The 17,037-nt window shown below is 63.1% G+C and carries 15 protein-coding genes; 7 read left to right on the top strand and 8 right to left on the bottom strand.

Features of this window, described 5'->3' with window-relative positions:
• Positions 1–23 precede the first annotated feature (23 nt).
• The 3 genes from AC4BBN_RS14530 to AC4BBN_RS14520 all read right to left on the bottom strand — a co-directional run bounded on the left by AC4BBN_RS14530 (position 24) and on the right by AC4BBN_RS14520 (position 3,677).
• Positions 24–1,655 carry an OFA family MFS transporter gene (locus tag AC4BBN_RS14530; RefSeq protein WP_490592677.1) on the bottom strand — a complete coding sequence of 544 codons (1,632 nt, stop codon included), beginning with the start codon at positions 1,653–1,655 and terminating at the stop codon, positions 24–26.
• 167 nt (positions 1,656–1,822) lie between these two features.
• Positions 1,823–2,914, bottom strand: a complete 1,092-nt coding sequence (gene apbC / locus AC4BBN_RS14525; RefSeq protein ID WP_490592676.1) for an iron-sulfur cluster carrier protein ApbC — start codon at positions 2,912–2,914, stop codon at positions 1,823–1,825.
• Positions 2,915–2,984: 70 nt separating this feature from the next.
• A complete protein-coding gene (locus AC4BBN_RS14520; protein ID WP_490592675.1) occupies positions 2,985–3,677 on the bottom strand; it encodes a Bax inhibitor-1/YccA family protein in 693 nt (230 codons plus the stop codon).
• A gap of 99 nt (positions 3,678–3,776) precedes the next feature.
• On the opposite strand from AC4BBN_RS14520, the gene AC4BBN_RS14515 reads away from it, so the two are divergent.
• Positions 3,777–4,670, top strand: a complete 894-nt coding sequence (locus AC4BBN_RS14515) for a LysR family transcriptional regulator (RefSeq protein WP_490592674.1) — start codon at positions 3,777–3,779, stop codon at positions 4,668–4,670.
• A gap of 174 nt (positions 4,671–4,844) precedes the next feature.
• On the opposite strand, the gene AC4BBN_RS14510 is transcribed toward AC4BBN_RS14515, so the two are convergent.
• Positions 4,845–5,144 carry a DUF2917 domain-containing protein gene (locus AC4BBN_RS14510; protein WP_490592673.1) on the bottom strand — a complete coding sequence of 100 codons (300 nt, stop codon included), beginning with the start codon at positions 5,142–5,144 and terminating at the stop codon, positions 4,845–4,847.
• 135 nt (positions 5,145–5,279) lie between these two features.
• Between AC4BBN_RS14510 and AC4BBN_RS14505 the strand changes: the two genes are divergently transcribed.
• From AC4BBN_RS14505 to AC4BBN_RS14490, 4 genes are all read left to right on the top strand, one after another.
• Positions 5,280–6,725 (top strand): aminotransferase-like domain-containing protein, encoded by a 1,446-nt coding sequence (locus tag AC4BBN_RS14505; RefSeq protein ID WP_490592672.1) that lies wholly within the window; start codon positions 5,280–5,282, stop codon positions 6,723–6,725.
• Between the two features lie 129 nt (positions 6,726–6,854).
• Positions 6,855–8,111 carry a patatin-like phospholipase family protein gene (locus tag AC4BBN_RS14500; RefSeq protein WP_490592671.1) on the top strand — a complete coding sequence of 419 codons (1,257 nt, stop codon included), beginning with the start codon at positions 6,855–6,857 and terminating at the stop codon, positions 8,109–8,111.
• Positions 8,112–8,196: 85 nt separating this feature from the next.
• Positions 8,197–10,275 carry a methionine--tRNA ligase gene (gene metG, locus AC4BBN_RS14495; protein WP_490592670.1) on the top strand — a complete coding sequence of 693 codons (2,079 nt, stop codon included), beginning with the start codon at positions 8,197–8,199 and terminating at the stop codon, positions 10,273–10,275.
• Positions 10,276–10,277: 2 nt separating this feature from the next.
• A complete protein-coding gene (locus AC4BBN_RS14490) occupies positions 10,278–11,930 on the top strand; it encodes a SulP family inorganic anion transporter (RefSeq protein WP_490592669.1) in 1,653 nt (550 codons plus the stop codon).
• Between the two features lies 1 nt (position 11,931).
• On the opposite strand, the gene AC4BBN_RS14485 is transcribed toward AC4BBN_RS14490, so the two are convergent.
• On the bottom strand, positions 11,932–12,414 hold the full coding sequence (locus AC4BBN_RS14485; protein WP_490592668.1) for an outer membrane protein assembly factor BamE: 483 nt from the start codon (positions 12,412–12,414) through the stop codon (positions 11,932–11,934).
• A 95-nt stretch (positions 12,415–12,509) separates the two neighbouring features.
• Between AC4BBN_RS14485 and AC4BBN_RS14480 the strand changes: the two genes are divergently transcribed.
• Positions 12,510–12,713, top strand: coding sequence for a DUF3460 family protein (locus AC4BBN_RS14480; protein WP_490592667.1), 204 nt, complete (start codon positions 12,510–12,512; stop codon positions 12,711–12,713).
• A 63-nt stretch (positions 12,714–12,776) separates the two neighbouring features.
• Complete coding sequence (locus AC4BBN_RS14475) at positions 12,777–13,640, top strand: segregation and condensation protein A (RefSeq protein ID WP_490592666.1); 864 nt, start codon at positions 12,777–12,779, stop codon at positions 13,638–13,640.
• A gap of 25 nt (positions 13,641–13,665) precedes the next feature.
• Here AC4BBN_RS14475 and AC4BBN_RS14470 read toward each other — a convergent pair whose 3' ends face one another.
• The 3 genes from AC4BBN_RS14470 to folP all read right to left on the bottom strand — a co-directional run bounded on the left by AC4BBN_RS14470 (position 13,666) and on the right by folP (position 16,964).
• Positions 13,666–14,517, bottom strand: a complete 852-nt coding sequence (locus tag AC4BBN_RS14470) for a GNAT family N-acetyltransferase (RefSeq protein WP_490592665.1) — start codon at positions 14,515–14,517, stop codon at positions 13,666–13,668.
• 164 nt (positions 14,518–14,681) lie between these two features.
• On the bottom strand, positions 14,682–16,037 hold the full coding sequence (gene glmM / locus AC4BBN_RS14465) for a phosphoglucosamine mutase (protein WP_490592664.1): 1,356 nt from the start codon (positions 16,035–16,037) through the stop codon (positions 14,682–14,684).
• Between the two features lie 66 nt (positions 16,038–16,103).
• Positions 16,104–16,964 carry a dihydropteroate synthase gene (folP, locus tag AC4BBN_RS14460; protein WP_490592663.1) on the bottom strand — a complete coding sequence of 287 codons (861 nt, stop codon included), beginning with the start codon at positions 16,962–16,964 and terminating at the stop codon, positions 16,104–16,106.
• Positions 16,965–17,037: the final 73 nt, after the last annotated feature.

Here is a 17,037-nt window from a genome sequence, read left to right as displayed (position 1 = left end):
GACAGGCCTTGTTCAGCGAAGCGTTAGTTGAAGAACTTGGCTACGCTTAGCAGGGTACGGTAAATACCCCAGGTCAGCGGCAAGCCTACAGCCACCCAGGCCAGCGCCACCCAGACCGGGCTCACCGCGTGGTCGTCCACCACACCGCTGGAGCCGACTTCGGAGGCTGCAGCCTTTTCATGGGCCAGGCGTTTTTCATGGGCCAGTTCATCGGGCGTCATGAAATACTTGTCTGCCACCGGCTTGACCAGCAGATTACAAACCAAGCCGATCACCAGCATGCCAACCAGGATGTACATGGTCTGGTTGTAGACCTGCTCACGGGGAATGCCCAGGCCCAGTTGGTACTCGCGCATGTAGTTCACGACCACCGGGCCCAGAATGCCCGCCGTAGCCCAGGCGGTCAGCAGACGACCGTGGATGGCGCCCACCATTTGCGTACCAAACAGGTCGGCCAAGTAGGCCGGCACGGTGGCAAAACCACCGCCGTACATGCTCAAAATAACGCAGAACGCACCTACGAACAGCACGATATTGCCAGCCGCCGCGCTGCCAGGCACGCTGAAATACATCACGCCACCCAGCACGAAGAACACCACATAGGTCAGCTTGCGGCCCAGCTTGTCGGACAGGCTGGCCCAGAAGAAGCGGCCACCGATGTTGAACAAGCTCAACAAGGCGGTAAAGCCCGCCGCCACGGCAGCAATCGCCGCCAACTGGGTTTTATCCAGCTCGCCAAACTTCTGGCTCACGCCAATCAAGGTGCCGCCAAACACTTCTTGCAACATGGGTGACGACATGCCGATCACGCCAATGCCGGCGCTCACGTTCATGCACAACACCATCCAGACCAGCCAGAACTGGGGAATGCCCCAAACCTTCTTCACGTGCACGTGGCGCTGGGTGATCATGGCGTTGTTGACTTGGGCTGGCGGCGGCGTCCAGCCGGCGGGCTTCCAGCCGGTTTCAGGGACGCGGTAGGTCAGTGCGCCGCCCATCATGAACACGAAGTACACGACGGCCATCACCACGAAGGTCTGGGCCACGCCCACGTTGGTCGGGGTGGCGAAATACTTCATCAGATCAGCGGCCAGGGGCGAGCCGATCATGGCGCCGCCACCAAAGCCCATGATGGCCATGCCGGTGGCCATGCCGCGGCGGTCAGGGAACCACTTGATCAGTGTCGATACCGGCGAGATGTAGCCCAAACCCAGGCCCACGCCACCGATCACGCCCGAGCCCACAATCATCAGCCAGAACTGGTGCAGATACACACCCAGGGCAGACAACAACATGCCGCCACACCAGCACAGAGCCGACACCACGCCAGCCTTGCGCGGGCCTACGCGCTCCAGCCAACCACCCCAAAGCGCGGCCGACGAACCCAGCAGCACAAAGAACAGGGTGTACATCCAGCCCAGGGTGGAAATCTTCCAGTCACAGCTAGTGGTAAAAAGCTCAGCCCAGAAACCCACTTCGGGGCCACACTTGATGGCTTCCTTGATACCCAGCGCCTTGGACAAAGGCAGCCAAAACACCGAAAAGCCATAGGCCATGCCGATGCATAGATGGATCGCCAACGCAGCCGGCGGCACCAACCAACGGTTGAAGCCGGGGCCCGCAATGATGCGTTCCTTGTCTAGAAATCCTGCCATTCATTCCTCCATTGCAGAAAAAGCCCGAAGCGGGCTGCAACAGTCTACACAATTAGTTACACAAACAATGGGTAACACTGCACAAGAATCATTCCTATCTAAAGGGTTATTCAGGCTTCAGAAACAAAACCGCCCCCAAACGGGGGCGGCAACAGGAGCATCAAAGCTCAGGTGTTTTTGGAGATCGTGATTGACGGGAACTTGGACGAGAAGTCCTTGTTCTTGCCCGCAATCGACACCGCCACCTGGCGGGCAATACGCTTGTAGATAGCGGAAATTTCGCCGTCTGGATCGGCAACCACCGTGGGCTTGCCGCCGTCGGCCTGGATGCGGATCTGCATGTTCAAAGGCAAGGCGCCCAGGTAGTCCATGCCGTTGTCGGCCGCCATCTTCTTGCCGCCATCGGCACCAAAAATATGCTCCTGGTGGCCGCAGTTGCTGCATACATGGACGGCCATGTTTTCCACGATGCCCAAAATGGGCACGCCCACTTTTTCAAACATCTTGATGCCCTTGCGCGCGTCCAGCAAAGCAATGTCTTGCGGCGTGGTGACGATGACCGCGCCGGTCATGGGCACGCGCTGGCTCAACGTCAGCTGGATGTCGCCAGTGCCGGGCGGCATGTCCACCACCAGATAGTCCAGGTCCTTCCAATTCGTCTGGCGCAGCAGCTGCTCCAGCGCCTGGGTTGCCATGGGGCCACGCCAGACCATGGCCTGGTCCTGGTCCACCAGAAAACCGATCGACATGGCCTGCACGCCGTAGTGCTCCATGGGCTCCATGGTCTTGCCGTCAGCGCTTTCGGGCTTGCCTGCTATGCCCAGCATCATGGGCAGGCTGGGGCCGTAAATATCGGCATCCAGCAAACCGACCTTGGCACCCTCTGCAGCCAGTGCCAGCGCCAGGTTGACCGCCGTGGTGCTCTTGCCCACGCCGCCCTTGCCCGAGGCCACGGCAACAATGTTCTTCACGCCCGGCAGCAGCTGCACACCGCGCTGCACCGCATGGGCGGCAACTTTGGTGGTGATGGTGATGTTGACGCTGCTCACACCGTCCAGGCCCTGCACCGCTGTGGCAAGGGCCGCTTGCAAGGCCGCTTCCTGGCTTTTCGCGGGGTAACCCAGCTCCACGCCAAACGCTACCGCGCCGCCGGTGATGGTCAGATGGCGGATGGCTTTGGTGGAGACGAAATCGGTGCCGGTATTGGGGTCCACCACGGTTTTGATGGCGTCCAGCACCTGCTGTTCTGAGAGAGGCATGCATAACTCCTAAGGGGCGCGTAGTCTATTTCAAACCAGCGCGCCCCTTCCGCGTAGGGGCTTGCCAACCTTAGTCGTCGCTGCCGATGCCAAACAAACTCAGCAAGCTGCTGAACAGGTTGAAGATCGATAGGTACAGGCCCACGGTAGCCAGCACATAGTTGGTTTCACCGCCGTTCACAATGCGACTGGTGTCCATCAGGATGAAGCCTGCCGACAGCAAAGCCACCATGGCCGACACCGCCAGACCCAGCGCGGGCACTTCCATGAACACGGCCGCCAAGCCGGCCAACAGCGCGATCACCATGCCGGCAAACAAGAAGCCGCCCAGGAAACTGAAGTCGCGTCGCGTCGTCACCACCCAGGCCGACAAAGCCAGGAAGGTCACACCCGTGGCCGCCAAAGCCATCGCCACCACTTCACCGCCGCCGGGCAAGGCCAGCGAACGTGCCAGCACAGGCCCCAGCGTGTAGCCCATAAAGCCGGTGAAGGCAAACACCGCCGGCAAGGCCCAGCCGCTGTTTTGCAGCTTGTACACCGCAAACAGCAGGCCAAAGCTACCCGCCAGGCTGATCAGCAAACCGGGCGACGGCGCCCGCAGCACCAGGCTGGCGGTAGCAACCACGGCGCTGAACAGCAGCGTCATCGCCAGCAGGGCGTAGGTATTGCGCAGCACGCGGTTGACAGGCATGGTCTGCGACCCCGCCGTGGTGACCAGCCCACCACCCGGGTGGGTGCGAACGCTTGAGTTGAGGTTTTCCATAGTCTTTCTCCAAATGAGGAAACAAGCCCCGACCATACGCCGCTCATTACTTCTTAAAAAGCAGATAATTTAGAAACAACCATTCATAAATACCTGAATATGGAACACAGCTTCAGCTACCGGCACCTGCACTATTTCTGGGTCGTTGCGCACGAGGGTGGCATGTCGCGCGCAGCAGATCGCCTGGGCATGGCGGTGCAAACCATCAGCACCCAGGTGCGCGAGCTGGAACGCTCGCTGGGCGTGACCCTGCTCAAGCCTGATGGCCGTGGGCTGGCCTTGACGGAGGCAGGCGTAGCCGCACTGCGCCAGGCCGACCTGATCTTCCAGCTGGGCGAGCAGCTGCCCGCAACGGTGCGCGACGCCGTCAGCGCGCCGTCCGTGCGGCTGGCCGTGGGCATATCCGACGGCCTGCCCAAGCTGGTCGCCCGGCGCCTGCTGCAGCCGGTGATGCAGGAGCCTCGCCTGCACCTGATTTGCCATGAAGACGAATTCGAAGACCTGCTGGGCGACCTGGCCCTGCACCGGCTGGACGTGGTGCTGGCCGACCGCGCCGCCCCGCCCAACCCCAACCTCAAGGTCTACAGCCACCGGCTGGGCGCGTCCGACATGGCCTGGTACGCGCCACCCAACTTGCTGGATGCCGTCACGCAGGACTTCCCCCGCAGCCTGGCCAAAGTGCCGGTACTACTGCCCACCACGCATGCCGCCGTGCGCCCCCGGCTGGACCACTGGTTCGAAAACCTGGGTATCAAGCCGCATATCACCGGGGAGTTTGAAGACAGCGCCTTGCTGGCCACCTTCGGCGCCGAAGGCATGGGTGTATTTGCGGCGGCAGACTGGGTACATGAAGACCTGACCACCCGCTACGGCGTGCAGCGCATAGGCGCCTGCCAGGGAGTGGAAGAACAGTTCTACGCGATTGGCACCGAGAAGAAGGTGCAGCACCCGCTGGTGCAGCGCCTGCTGCCTGCCAAGAAAGCCACCTCTTAAATAGAAAAGGCCGCCAGCGCACATAAAACCTGCGCAAGCAGCTATATATTCAATAGCATGCAACGCAAGCACGCCAGCCCATAAACCCTGATTGACGGCGGCGCACACGGCACCTTCCTATGCAGGCATAACACCCGCCACCTCCACCCCGCCCAGTGCCCCCCTACACCGCCATCAGGCCGCGCCGATGGCACCTGCGATGTCCAGCCTCGTCCGCGCCATGCGGATGCGCGGAACACGCCGCACCGCCGCTGGCCGCGCAATCTGAAAGTCCACCGACGGCTCGGCACTCAGCCGCACGTTGACCGCGTGCGGCGCAGTCCAACTGGCGGGAGCTTGCAGCCACACGTCTTCGCTGCAGCCATCCTGCGTCAACCACAAACGACCACTGCTGACACGGAGCACCATGCCTGCGGCCAAACGCAGCGCCACCACATCGGGTGTGCGCAGTTCGAAGTGTTCAATTTTGACCATTGCCATCTCCTGAAACATCACCCACCACGGCTTGCGGTGGAGTGGCATTCACTGTAGTCTTGGCACCTATACAGTACCGATACAGTTCACCAAATAACTACCGCCACTGGCCTGCTCAAATCACCAATACAGTCCATGCCCACATCCTCCACCGATCTCAGCGCAACCCTGGGAGCTCAGACCACCCTGGTAGACCAACTGGTGCAGTGGGCCGAGCAGCGCATCCAGCAGCAGGTGTTTCGCCCTGGCATGCGCATGCCCTCGGTGCGCGAGCTGGCTCAGGAGCGCGGGGTGTCGCGCTTTACCGTGGTGGCGGCCTACGAACGGTTGGTGGCGCGCGGGCACCTGCTGGCGCGGCGCGGGGCGGGATTTTTTGTACGCGAAGCCGCGCCGCCGCCCAGCACACGCGCCAAGTCGGCCCCTGCCCTCGCCAAACCGCAGCAGGCCATCAACATGGGTTGGATGGTGCGCAACATGACCAGTGGCATTCCGGCGCACCTGTCGCCGGGCTCGGGCTATCTGCCGCCCGACATGTGCGGTGGCGACCTGCTCAAAATGGGCCTGCGGGCGATGGCCAACCACAGCACCAGCCAGCAGTTGGCGCAAGGGGCTTCGGCACAGGGCTACGCCCCGCTACGCACGCAAATCCAGCGCACACTGGCCGAGCGCGAGATCCAGGCCCATCCGGCGCAAATACTCACCACCAACGGCGCGGCCCAGGCCATCGACCTGATTTTTCGCATGCTGCTGCGCCCTGGCGATACCGTGCTGGTGGGTGAGCCAGGCTGGTGCAATCCGCTGCTGTGGCTGCAGGGCGTGGAGGTAGTGGGCGTGCCCTACACCCCGCAAGGACTCGACGTACAGGCCCTCACCGCGCTGGTCGAGAAGCACAAACCCAAGCTGATGTTCCTCAACCCGGTGCTGCAAAATCCCACCGGCACCCTTCTGAATGCGGCCACGGCTTACCAGATTCTGCGGCTGGCCGAGGCCCACGACATCCTGGTCATCGAAGACGATATTTATTCCGACTTCCTGCCCCAGGGCATGGCCGTGACGCGCTTGGCCAGCCTGGACCAGCTGCGCCGCGTGGTGTATGTGAACAGCTACTCCAAAATGCTCGCGCCCAACATCCGCGTGGGCTATCTGGCCGGCCCGGCCGAGCTGGTGGACACCTTGACCACGCACAAGCTGTTGACCGCCCTGACAACCCCCGAGATCAACGAACGCATCGTCTACAAGGCGCTGACCGAGGGCAGCTACCGCAAGCACTGCCAGCGGGTGCACGCAGCTCTGGACAGCCTGCGCGAGCCCGCCTTCAAGCGCATGCAAGACCTGGGACTACAGGCTTTTTGCCAGCCGCAGGCCGGCTTTCTGGGCTGGTTCGACACCGGGGTGGACACCAACCATCTGGCCGCCTTGGGGCTGGATGCGGGCTACCTGCTGCGTCCGGGCGCGCTGTTCTCGCTGCGGCAAACACCTAGCACCTGGATGGGCGTCAATATCGCCACCAGCCAAGACCCCGGCATGCTGGCCTGGCTGGGAAAAACCCTGGAACAACTACGCAGCCGTGGCCAAAAATAAAGCGAAACAAGCCGCCAGCGCATATATCGCCTGCGCAAGCAGCTACACATTCAATAGCATGCAACGCGCGTGCGCCAGCCCCATAAACCCTGATTGACGGCGCCCTGCGCAGCACCGTCCAATGCAGCCATGTCCTCCACGCCCCCCCTTCCCCCTGCGGGTCTGCTGCTGACCGGCGGCGGGGCCCGCGCGGCCTACCAGGTCGGCGTGCTGGAGGCCATTGCCGACCTGCGCCTGGCCTGCGGCGCGGGCGACCAGGGCAACCCGTTTCCCATCATCACCGGCACCTCGGCGGGTGCCATCAATGCCGCAGCCCTGGCCTGTGGCGCCGACGACTTTGACAGCATAGTGCGCCAGATGGTGGGCATCTGGAAGAACTTCACCGCCGACCAGGTCTACCGTACCGACGCCATCGGCGTGATGCGCAGCGGGGCGCGCTGGCTGACCCTGCTGTCGGTCGGCTGGATGCTGGCCAAATGGCGCAAGGTGCACCCGCGCTCGCTGCTGGACAACAGCCCCCTGCACGACCTGCTGAAGCACCTGGTGCCACTGGAGCGCCTGCCGCGCCTGATGCGCCAGGGCCATGTGCGGGCGCTGGCCGTCACCGCGTCCAGCTACAGCTCGGGCGAGCATCTAACTTTCTTCCAGGGCACGACCGATCTCAAGCCCTGGGTGCGCTCGCAGCGCCAGGGTGTGCGCGGGCGCCTGCGGCTGAACCATTTGCTGGCCTCCTCGGCCATTCCCTTTGTGTTCCCGGCCCAGCCGCTACAGATCCACGGCCATACCGAATACTTTGGCGACGGCTCCATGCGCCAGTCGGCGCCGGTGGGCGCAGCCATCCACCTGGGGGCCGAACGTGTACTGGTGATCGGCGCAGGCCGTATCCACGAGCCGCGCGAAGACGCCTCGAAAAAGCCCAATGACAGCTACCCCTCGCTGGCGCAAATCGCCGGCCATGCGCTGGCGAATATCTTCCTGGACGCGCTGGCGGTGGACGTAGAGCGGGTGCGTCGCATCAACCACACCCTGTCGCTGATACCCGCCGAACTGCGCCACAACAGCGCTCTGCGCCCGGTGGAACTGCTGCTGATTGCCCCGTCGCAGCGCATAGACGAAATCGCCGCCCGCCATGTGCAAGACCTGCCCCACTCCATACGCACCATGCTGGGCGGCCTGGGCATGCGCTCGCAATCAGACGACGCCAAGGGCTCGGCCCTGGCCAGCTATCTGCTGTTCGAGTCCAACTTCACCCGCGAGCTGATGGCCCTGGGCTATGCCGACGCGCAGCGGCAACGCGCCGAGATCTGCAAATTCTTCGGCTGGACCGATCCCCAGGCCGACCCCGCCACGCCCCGGGTCGAGCGGCGCAAACACGCATTCCGCTGAACCAACAAGGCCCTCTGGCAACGGCACACCCCGAAGCGATAGCCCCCGACTAAAATCAAAGGCTGTTCTGAAAGCCCGTCTGTCCATGCCACGCCAACTCTTCGTCACCACCGCCCTGCCCTACGCCAACGGCAACTTCCACATCGGCCACATCATGGAATACATCCAGGCCGACATCTGGGTGCGGTTCCAGCGCATGCAGGGCCATGCTGTGAACTTTGTGGGCGCGGACGACACCCACGGCGCGCCCATCATGATCGCCGCCGAAAAGGCCGGTATCACGCCCCAGCAGTTCGTGGCCAACATCGCCGCCGGGCGCAAGCCGTATCTGGACGGCTTCCACATTGCCTTTGACAACTGGCACAGCACCGACGCCCCCGAAAACCACGCCCTGGCGCAGCAAATCTACCGCGACCTGAAGGCCGCCGGCCTGATCTCCAGCAAGGTGATCGAACAGTTCTTCGACCCCGAGAAGAACATGTTCCTGCCCGACCGCTTCATCAAGGGCGAGTGCCCCAAATGCCACGCCAAAGACCAGTACGGCGACAACTGCGAAGTCTGCGGCTCGGTCTACGCGCCCACCGATTTGATCAACCCGTACTCGGCCCTGTCTGGCGCCACGCCCGAGCTGAAAAGCTCGGAACACTTGTTCTTCCAACTCTCCGACCCGCGCTGCGTGGCGTTTCTGGAAAGCTGGACCCAAGACGGCCGCCTGCAGCCCGAAGTGGCGAACAAGGTCAAGGAATGGTTCACCGTGCGCACCAACCCCGACGGCACCACCAGCGAAGGCCTGGGCGACTGGGACATCAGCCGCGACGCGCCCTACTTCGGCATCGAAATCCCGGACTCGCCGGGCAAATACTTCTATGTGTGGCTGGACGCGCCCGTGGGCTACCTGGCCAGCCTGAAGAACCTGCTGGACAAGCGCGGCGAGAGCTATGACGCCTACATGGCCAACCCCGACCTGGAGCAGTACCACTTCATCGGCAAGGACATCGTCACCTTCCACACCCTGTTCTGGCCCGCGATGCTGAAGTTCAGCGGCCGCAAAACGCCGGACTCGGTGTTCGTCCACGGCTTCCTGACCGTGAACAACGGCGAAAAAATGAGCAAGAGCCGTGGCACCGGCCTGGACCCGCTGAAGTACCTGGGCCTGGGCATGAACCCCGAGTGGCTGCGCTACTACATAGCAGCCAAACTGTCGGCCCGCAACGAAGACATCGACTTCAACGCCGACGACTTCATGGCCCGCGTGAACAGCGATTTGATCGGCAAGTACGTGAACATCGCGTCGCGTGCGGCAGGTTTCCTGACCAAACGCTTCGGCGGCAAGCTGGGCACGATATCAAGCGATGGCGCAGCATTGATAAGCGCCATCAGCTCTCAAAAAGAGAGCATCGCAAGCATGTACGAACAGCGCGAATACGCCAAGGCACTGCGCGAAACCATGCTGCTGACCGACCGCGTGAACTCCTATGTGGACGCCAACAAGCCCTGGGAACTGGCCAAGCAGGAAGGCGCCGACGCCCGCCTGCAAGACGTGTGCAGCACCTGCATCGAAGCCTTCCGCCTGCTGACCATCTACCTGAAACCGGTGCTGCCCGCGCTGGCCGCCCAGGTCGAAGCCTTCCTGAACGTGGCGCCGCTGGGCTTTGCCGACGCAGACACGCAGCTGGGCGCCGGCCACACCATTGGCGACTACAAGCACCTGATGCAGCGCGTGGACATCAAACAATTGGATGCACTCTTTGAGCCTCCAGCGCAGGCAGAATCTGCGCAAGCAGCTACAGAAACTGTAGTGCCTGGCGGTGAGGAAATTGCGCCCACCATCACCATCGACGACTTCGCCAAGGTGGACTTGCGCATCGCCAAAATCGTCAATTGCGAACCGGTCGAAGGCTCCACCAAACTGCTGCGCCTGACGCTGGACGCTGGCGAAGGCCGCATGCGCAATGTGTTCAGCGGCATCGCGGCCCACTACACGCCGGACCAGCTGATCGGCAAGCTCACCGTGCTGGTGGCCAACCTGGCGCCGCGCAAGATGAAGTTCGGCATCAGCGAAGGCATGGTGCTGGCCGCAAGCCATGCGGATGAAAAAGCCCAGCCGGGCGTCTACGTGCTGGAACCCTTCCCCGGAGCGCAACCCGGTATGCGCATCGGCTAAACATGGCCTCTCCGCTTGCCCGCTTCCGCCCGCGTCTGTGGGACGCGTTGCGGGGCTATAGCGGGGAGCGTTTCGCCAAGGACGTGGGCTCGGGCGTCACGGTGGGCATCGTGGCCCTGCCACTGGCCATGGCGTTTGCGATTGCCAGCGGGCTGTCCCCCCTGGCGGGGCTGTGGACAGCCATCATCGCCGGCTTCCTCATCTCGGCACTCGGCGGCACCACGGTGCAGATTGGCGGGCCGGCCGGGGCCTTCATCGTCATCGTCTACGGCATTGTTGAGCGCTACGGCGTCGCCAACCTGCTGATCTCCACCGCCTGCGCGGGCGTGCTGCTGTTTGGGCTGGGCCTGTTCAAGCTGGGCACGCTGGTGCGCTATGTGCCTGTGAGCATCGTCATCGGCTTCACCAACGGGATTGCAGTGCTGATTGCACTGTCGCAGCTGAAAGACTTGCTGGGGCTGGACATTGCCAAGATGCCGGGCGACTTCTTCTCGCAAATCAAGACCATCATCGCCCACCTGGGCAGCACCAACCCCTATGCGCTGGCGCTGGGCGCGTTGTGCATCCTGGGCCTGGTGGTCTGGCCGCGCATATTCGTGCAGGGCTCGCCAGTGGTGCGCCTGCTGGAGGGGCGCACGGTGCGCACCTTTGCGCGCGTGCCGGGGCCCATCGTGGCGCTGGTCAGCCTGTCGCTGCTGGCCTGGGGTCTGGACCTGCCGGTGGAAACACTGGGCAGCCGGTTTGGCCAGATTCCCGGCGGCCTGCCGGCGTTTGCGCTGCCCGACTTCAGCTGGGCCACGGTGCGCCTGCTGGTCACGCCCACCATCACCATTGCACTGCTGGGCGCCATCGAGTCGCTGCTGTGCGCCCGCGTGGCCGACCAACTGGCCACCGACCCGCACCATGTGAAGCACGACCCCAACCAGGAGCTGATGGCGCAAGGCATCGCCAACTTCGTCGTGGCTTTCTTTGGCGGCATGCCGGCCACCGGCACAATTGCGCGCACGGTGACGAATATCCGCTCCGGTGCCACCTCGCCCATTGCGGGCATGGTGCACGCCCTGGTGTTGGCGGCGGTGGTGCTGGTAGCCGGGCCGCTGGCCCTGTACATCCCGTTGGCGGTGCTGGCGGGCATTTTGCTGTTCGTGGCCTGGAACATGGGCGAATGGCATGAGTTTGTGCGGCTGCGCAACTTCAGCAGCCACTACCGCACGCTGTTGCTGGGCACCTTCTTTCTGACCGTGGTGTTCGACCTGACGGTGGCCGTGGAGGTGGGCATGGTGCTGGCCTGCATTCTGTTCATCAGACGCATGAGTTCGCTGTTCCGCGTGGCGCCCCAGCCCACGCGCACAGGCGTGCTGGCTTTCAAACTCTACGGCGCGTTGTTCTTTGGCGCGGTGGCCAAGATCGACCCCATCGTGCAGGCGGTGGAAAGCCACATTGGCGGCGTGCGGGTGGAGCTGGACGCATCGCAGCTCATCTCGCTCGACGCGACCGGCCTGGACGCGCTGGAGCAGCTGTTCAAGGTGGTGCTGCAGCACGGCGGCCAGCTGCACATCCGCCATGTGAACCCGCAGCCGCGCGGGCTGATGGAGCGCTCTGGCTTTGCGGCGCGGCTGAACGGCTTCCAGCCGGCGCCGGCCACGCGCTACTAAGCTAGCGCCGCTCGGTGTCCGGGTCGGTGACGGACAAGGTGCGCAGCACCCGCATGTCCGGGTCAAACACCACGGTGAACACCATGGACTGGTTGGGCGGCAGCAGGTAGCGCCAGTCGTATTCGGTCTCATGCTTGAGCACAAAGGGCGTGATCTTCATGGGCTTGCCCAGCATGCGGCGCACCTGTTCCATGGCCATGCTGGGCTGCACCTTGGCGAAGTTTTCTGGCGTCAGCACCTGGCGCAGCGCGGACATCTTGCCGTCCGGGGCGATGGTGACCATGTAGTTGCGGTGGCCTGCGGGCTGGCGGTTGTATTCAAAGATGCGGGCACCACCGGGTGCGTCCCAGATGTTCTCGGGCGTACCGAACTGGGCGCGCACATCGGCCTCGGTGGCCACGCCTTCTTCGAGTTGGTCGATGCGCTGCGCATCGCAGCCCGGCAAGCCCACCGCCGACGCCCACACTGCCGCCAACAACGCCATTTGACGAATCCTTTGCACCACACATACCCCCGGTAAAATCACACCCATACATGCCCGTTCTGCGGCATGCCCGAGCCAACACTGAGGTTTAGTTTATGCCCTTCTTCCGCCGCGCCGACTACACGTCCGAAACCACGGCCTTCATCGACCAACTCAAATCGCAAAAACCCCAGCTGGAAGCCCAGCAACTCGCAGGCCGTGCCCTGTTGTGGGACAAAAAAGTGGACCGTGACGCCCAGGCCGAATTCCGCGCCGGCCGCGTTGAGCAAAAGCCCTACGTCTACCAAACCAATAGTTAAATAGAGAAACTGCTTGCGGCGTAGGTATTACCTGCGCAAGCAGCTACTCTTTCGATAGCAGCAATGGCATCCGCCAAGCCCGCCCACGCGGACGCATTGCCCGCTGGCAGTGCTGCAGCCCTGGACAGCATGCCCGAGGTCGTTGACCAGGTGGCTTTGGCACGCCTGTACGGCGAGCCATTGTTCGCCATGCCGCTGGACCTGTACATCCCGCCGGACGCGCTGGAGGTGTTTCTGGAGGCCTTCGAGGGGCCGCTGGATTTGCTGCTGTACCTGATACGCAAGCAAAACTTCAACATCCTCGACATCCCGATGGCGCCGCTGACGCGGCAGTACCTGGCCTATGTGGACGAGATCCGCAGCCGCAACCTGGAGCTTGCGGCCGACTACCTGCTGATGGCGGCCATGCTGATCGAGATCAAGTCGCGCATGCTGCTACCACCCAAGAAGGTGGCCGAAGGTGAAGAGGCCGAAGACCCGCGTGCCGCCCTGGTGCGCCGCCTGCTGGAGTACGAGCAGATCAAACTGGCCGCCGCCCGGCTCAACGCCCTGCCGCAGTTCGGCCGCGACTTCCTGAAGGCCCAGGTCTACATCGAACAAGCGCTACAGCCGCGCCTGCCAGAGGTCCACATCGCCGATCTGCAAGAGGCCTGGCGCGACATTTTGCGCCGAGCCAAGCTGGTGCAGCACCACAAAATCAGCCGCGAAGAGCTGTCGGTGCGCGAGCACATGAGCTTTGTGCTGAAGGTGCTGCAGGGCCGCAAGTTCGTCGAGTTTGAAGAACTATTCGACCCCGCCAAGGGCATGTCGGTGCTGGTGGTGACCTTCATCGCCCTGCTGGAGCTGGGCAAGGAAACCCTGGTGGAAATCGTCCAGGCCGAGGCCTTTGCGCCGATCTACGTGCGCCTAGCGTATTCCCCGGTCTAGCCGCCAGCGCTAGGCCGGCACTCAGTTATCCCTTGAACTGCTTGCGATAACGACCAGGCAGGTCGGCTACGCGCATCAACATGGGCAGGTCGGCGGTGTTGAAGTCTGGGTCCCAGGCCGGGGCGCCCAGCACCTTGGCGCCCAAGCGCAGATAGCCACGGATCAGGGCCGGTGGTTCGATGTCCAGGCTGCTGTCGAACTGGTGCAAAGGCAGCGGCAAGCGGGGCTGCACATGGTATTCAATCGGTGCCATATGGCTGGCCTGCAGCTGGCGCCAGATGCTGGCCGCCGCATCGCCACTGACCAGGCCGTTGTGCAGCATTGGGATGCTGGCGCAGCCCACCATGGTGTCAAGCTGGTTGCGCTGCATGAACTCGGCCAAGGCACCCCACAGCGCCAGGATCACGCCACCGTGGCGGTGCGCGGGGTGCACGCAGCTGCGGCCCAGCTCCACCATGCGGCTGCGCAGGCTGCGCAAGCGCACCAGGTCAAATTCAGTGTCGCTGTAGGTGCTGCCCACGCGCTTGGCCTGTACCGGAGTCAGCACGCGGTAGGTGCCGATCACCTCCTGCGTGGCCACATCCCGCACCAACAAATGCTCGCAGAAGTCATCAAACAGGTCCACGTCGTGGCCCGGTACGCGGCTGGACAGGCGTGCGCCCATTTCCACCGCAAAGACCTGGTACCTCAGGCGCTGGGCTTCGCGGACTTCATCCTGCTGCCGCGCCCAGGAAACCACGATCCCCGCCCCAGGCTGCGCATCCGCACGGCTGCCCGGTGTTTCCAGCCGTTCTGAGGGTCGATGAAGCGACCCCCGAAGCAAAGACGCGGGCGTCAACGGCGAGAGCGCAAAGGTGGGGGTAGGCAGTTCTTTCATGGACTTCTCCTGTGTTGAGGAGAGTCTGAAAGAGCGTCATGACAGCACCGTGTAGGTTTTATGGCGCCGGCGTGACATTACAACTGATACATCTGACGCGGGCGCCGACGGGACTAAACACGAAGGGCCGCCAGACGACGACCCTTCTTCTAAGGCATGGAGACTCAGCGCAGGGTCGCCGCGATCCGCTCCGCGCAGGCCTGGGCCTGCTGCGCGTCGCGGGCTTCCACCATGACACGCACCAGGGGCTCCGTGCCGCTGGCACGTATCAGCACGCGGCCGTTCTTGCCCAGCTCGGCTTCCACCGCCTTGGTGGCAATGGGCAGCTGGGTATTGGCTTTCCAGTCCTGGCCGGGCTGCAGGCGCACGTTGACCAGGGTTTGCGGAAACAGCGTCAGGTCGGCTAAAAGTTCGGACAGGCTTTGGCCTGCACGCACGCAGGCTTGCAGCACTTGCAGCGCGCTGACCAGGCCGTCGCCCGTGGTGTGCTTGTCCAGCGCCAACAGGTGGCCGGAGCCTTCGCCGCCCAGCAGCCAGCCGCGCTTTTCCAGCTCTTCCAGCACATAGCGGTCGCCCACCTTGGCGCGCACCAGTTCTACGCCCTGTTCCTGCAAAGCCAGCTCCACCGCCATATTGGTCATCAAGGTGCCGACCACGCCGGGCACGGCATCGCCCGCGCGCTTGCTGCCGGCTTTGCCGCCCCGCGACAGCCGCTCTTTCACCATCAGGTACAGGATCTCGTCGCCATTGAACAGCCGGCCCTGACTGTCCACCATTTGCAGACGGTCGGCATCGCCATCCAAGGCCACGCCAAAGTGGGCCTGGTGGGCTTTGACGGCCTCTACCAGGGCTTGGGGGTGGGTTGCACCCACCTTGTAGTTGATGTTCAGGCCATCCGGTGCGCAGCCGATGGCAATGACTTCGGCGCCCAGCTCATGAAACACCTTAGGCGCAATGTGGTAAGCCGCGCCATGGGCGGCATCCACCACAATGCGAATGCCTTTCAGCGTCAACGCATTGGAGAAAGTGCTTTTGCAGAATTCGATATATCGGCCAGCGGCATCTTCCAGGCGGCGCGTCTTACCCAGCGAGGCGGAATCGGCCCACACCGGAGGTTTATCCAAGGCCTCCTCGACCGCCATTTCCCAGGCATCGGGCAGCTTGGTACCTTCGGCGCTGAAGAACTTGATGCCGTTGTCTGGGAACGGGTTGTGGCTGGCGCTGATGACCACGCCCAGGCTGGCGCGCTGCGCCCTCGTCAGGTAGGCCACGCCGGGCGTTGGCAGTGGGCCCAGCAAGACCACATCCACGCCGGCAGAGTTGAAGCCGGACTCAAGCGCGCTCTCCAGCATGTAACCGGAGATACGGGTGTCCTTGCCGATCAACACGGTCGGGCGGGCCTCAGTCTGCTTCAGCACACGCCCCACAGCATGGGCCAGGCGCAGCACAAAATCAGGGGTAATGGGAGCCTGGCCGACGGTTCCTCGAATGCCGTCAGTGCCGAAATAGGTACGGGTCATTTTTTTCCTGTTCTTATGAAATGCGTGCGATTACATCGCAGTTTTGCTAGTTTTCTAATAGCCGTTTCAGCCAGCACTCGCCGCCTGCCAGACCTTCAGAGCCTGTACCGTCTGGGCCACGTCGTGCACGCGCACGATGCGGGCCCCACGCTCCACCGCCAGCAAGGCGGCTGCCACGCTGGGCACCAGCCGCTCCTGCGGCGCCAAAGCTCCGCCACCGGCGCCCATCTGGGCCAAAGAAGATTTGCGGGACCAGCCCACGAATAGCGGATAGTCCAATACCAGCAGTTCAGACTGGCGCGCCAGCAAGGCAAAGTTCTGCTCCACAGTTTTACCAAAGCCAACACCAGGGTCGAGTGTAATACGGGTCTTTTCGACCCCCAGCGCAGACAAACCCTGCGCAGCATGCTGTAAAAACAATAGCACTTGCTGCACCACGTCGCCTTGCATGGGAGCGGCCTGCATGGTCATAGGCTCGCGGTGCATATGCATAAGGCAGACACCGCATGCCGGGTGGCTGGCTACGATGTCGGGACCTCGATACTGCGGTGCGGCAGGGTCCGTCCAGCGCAGCGCCCAGATGTCGTTGATGATGTCCGCTCCAGCATCCAGCGCGGCCTGCATGACCTGCGGCTTGTAGGTATCTACCGAAATCGGCACACCCAAGGTGGCCGCCGCACGCAAGACGGGTAGCAGGCGCGCCAGCTCCTGCTCTACCGGTACCGGCTGCGCGCCGGGGCGGGTGGACTCCGCGCCTAGATCCAGAATCTGGGCACCGTCGCGCAGCAGCTGCTCACAATGCGCCATAGCAGCCGAGGTGACAGCATGCTGGCCTCCGTCTGAAAACGAATCAGGGGTGACGTTGACGATGCCCATGACCTGGGGCTGGTCCAAATGGATCTGGAAGCGGGACGTTTGCCAATACATGACCGTTGAATACCGAGAGGGACTATTTCAAAAACAGAAAAAGGGCCCTCAGAGGGCCCTTTTCAACAGGCGC

This window comes from Rhodoferax sp. SPJ21 (assembly GCF_058216335.1).
The sequence above is the reverse complement of the archived record's forward strand: the minus strand, read 5'-3'. Positions and strand labels throughout refer to the sequence as shown.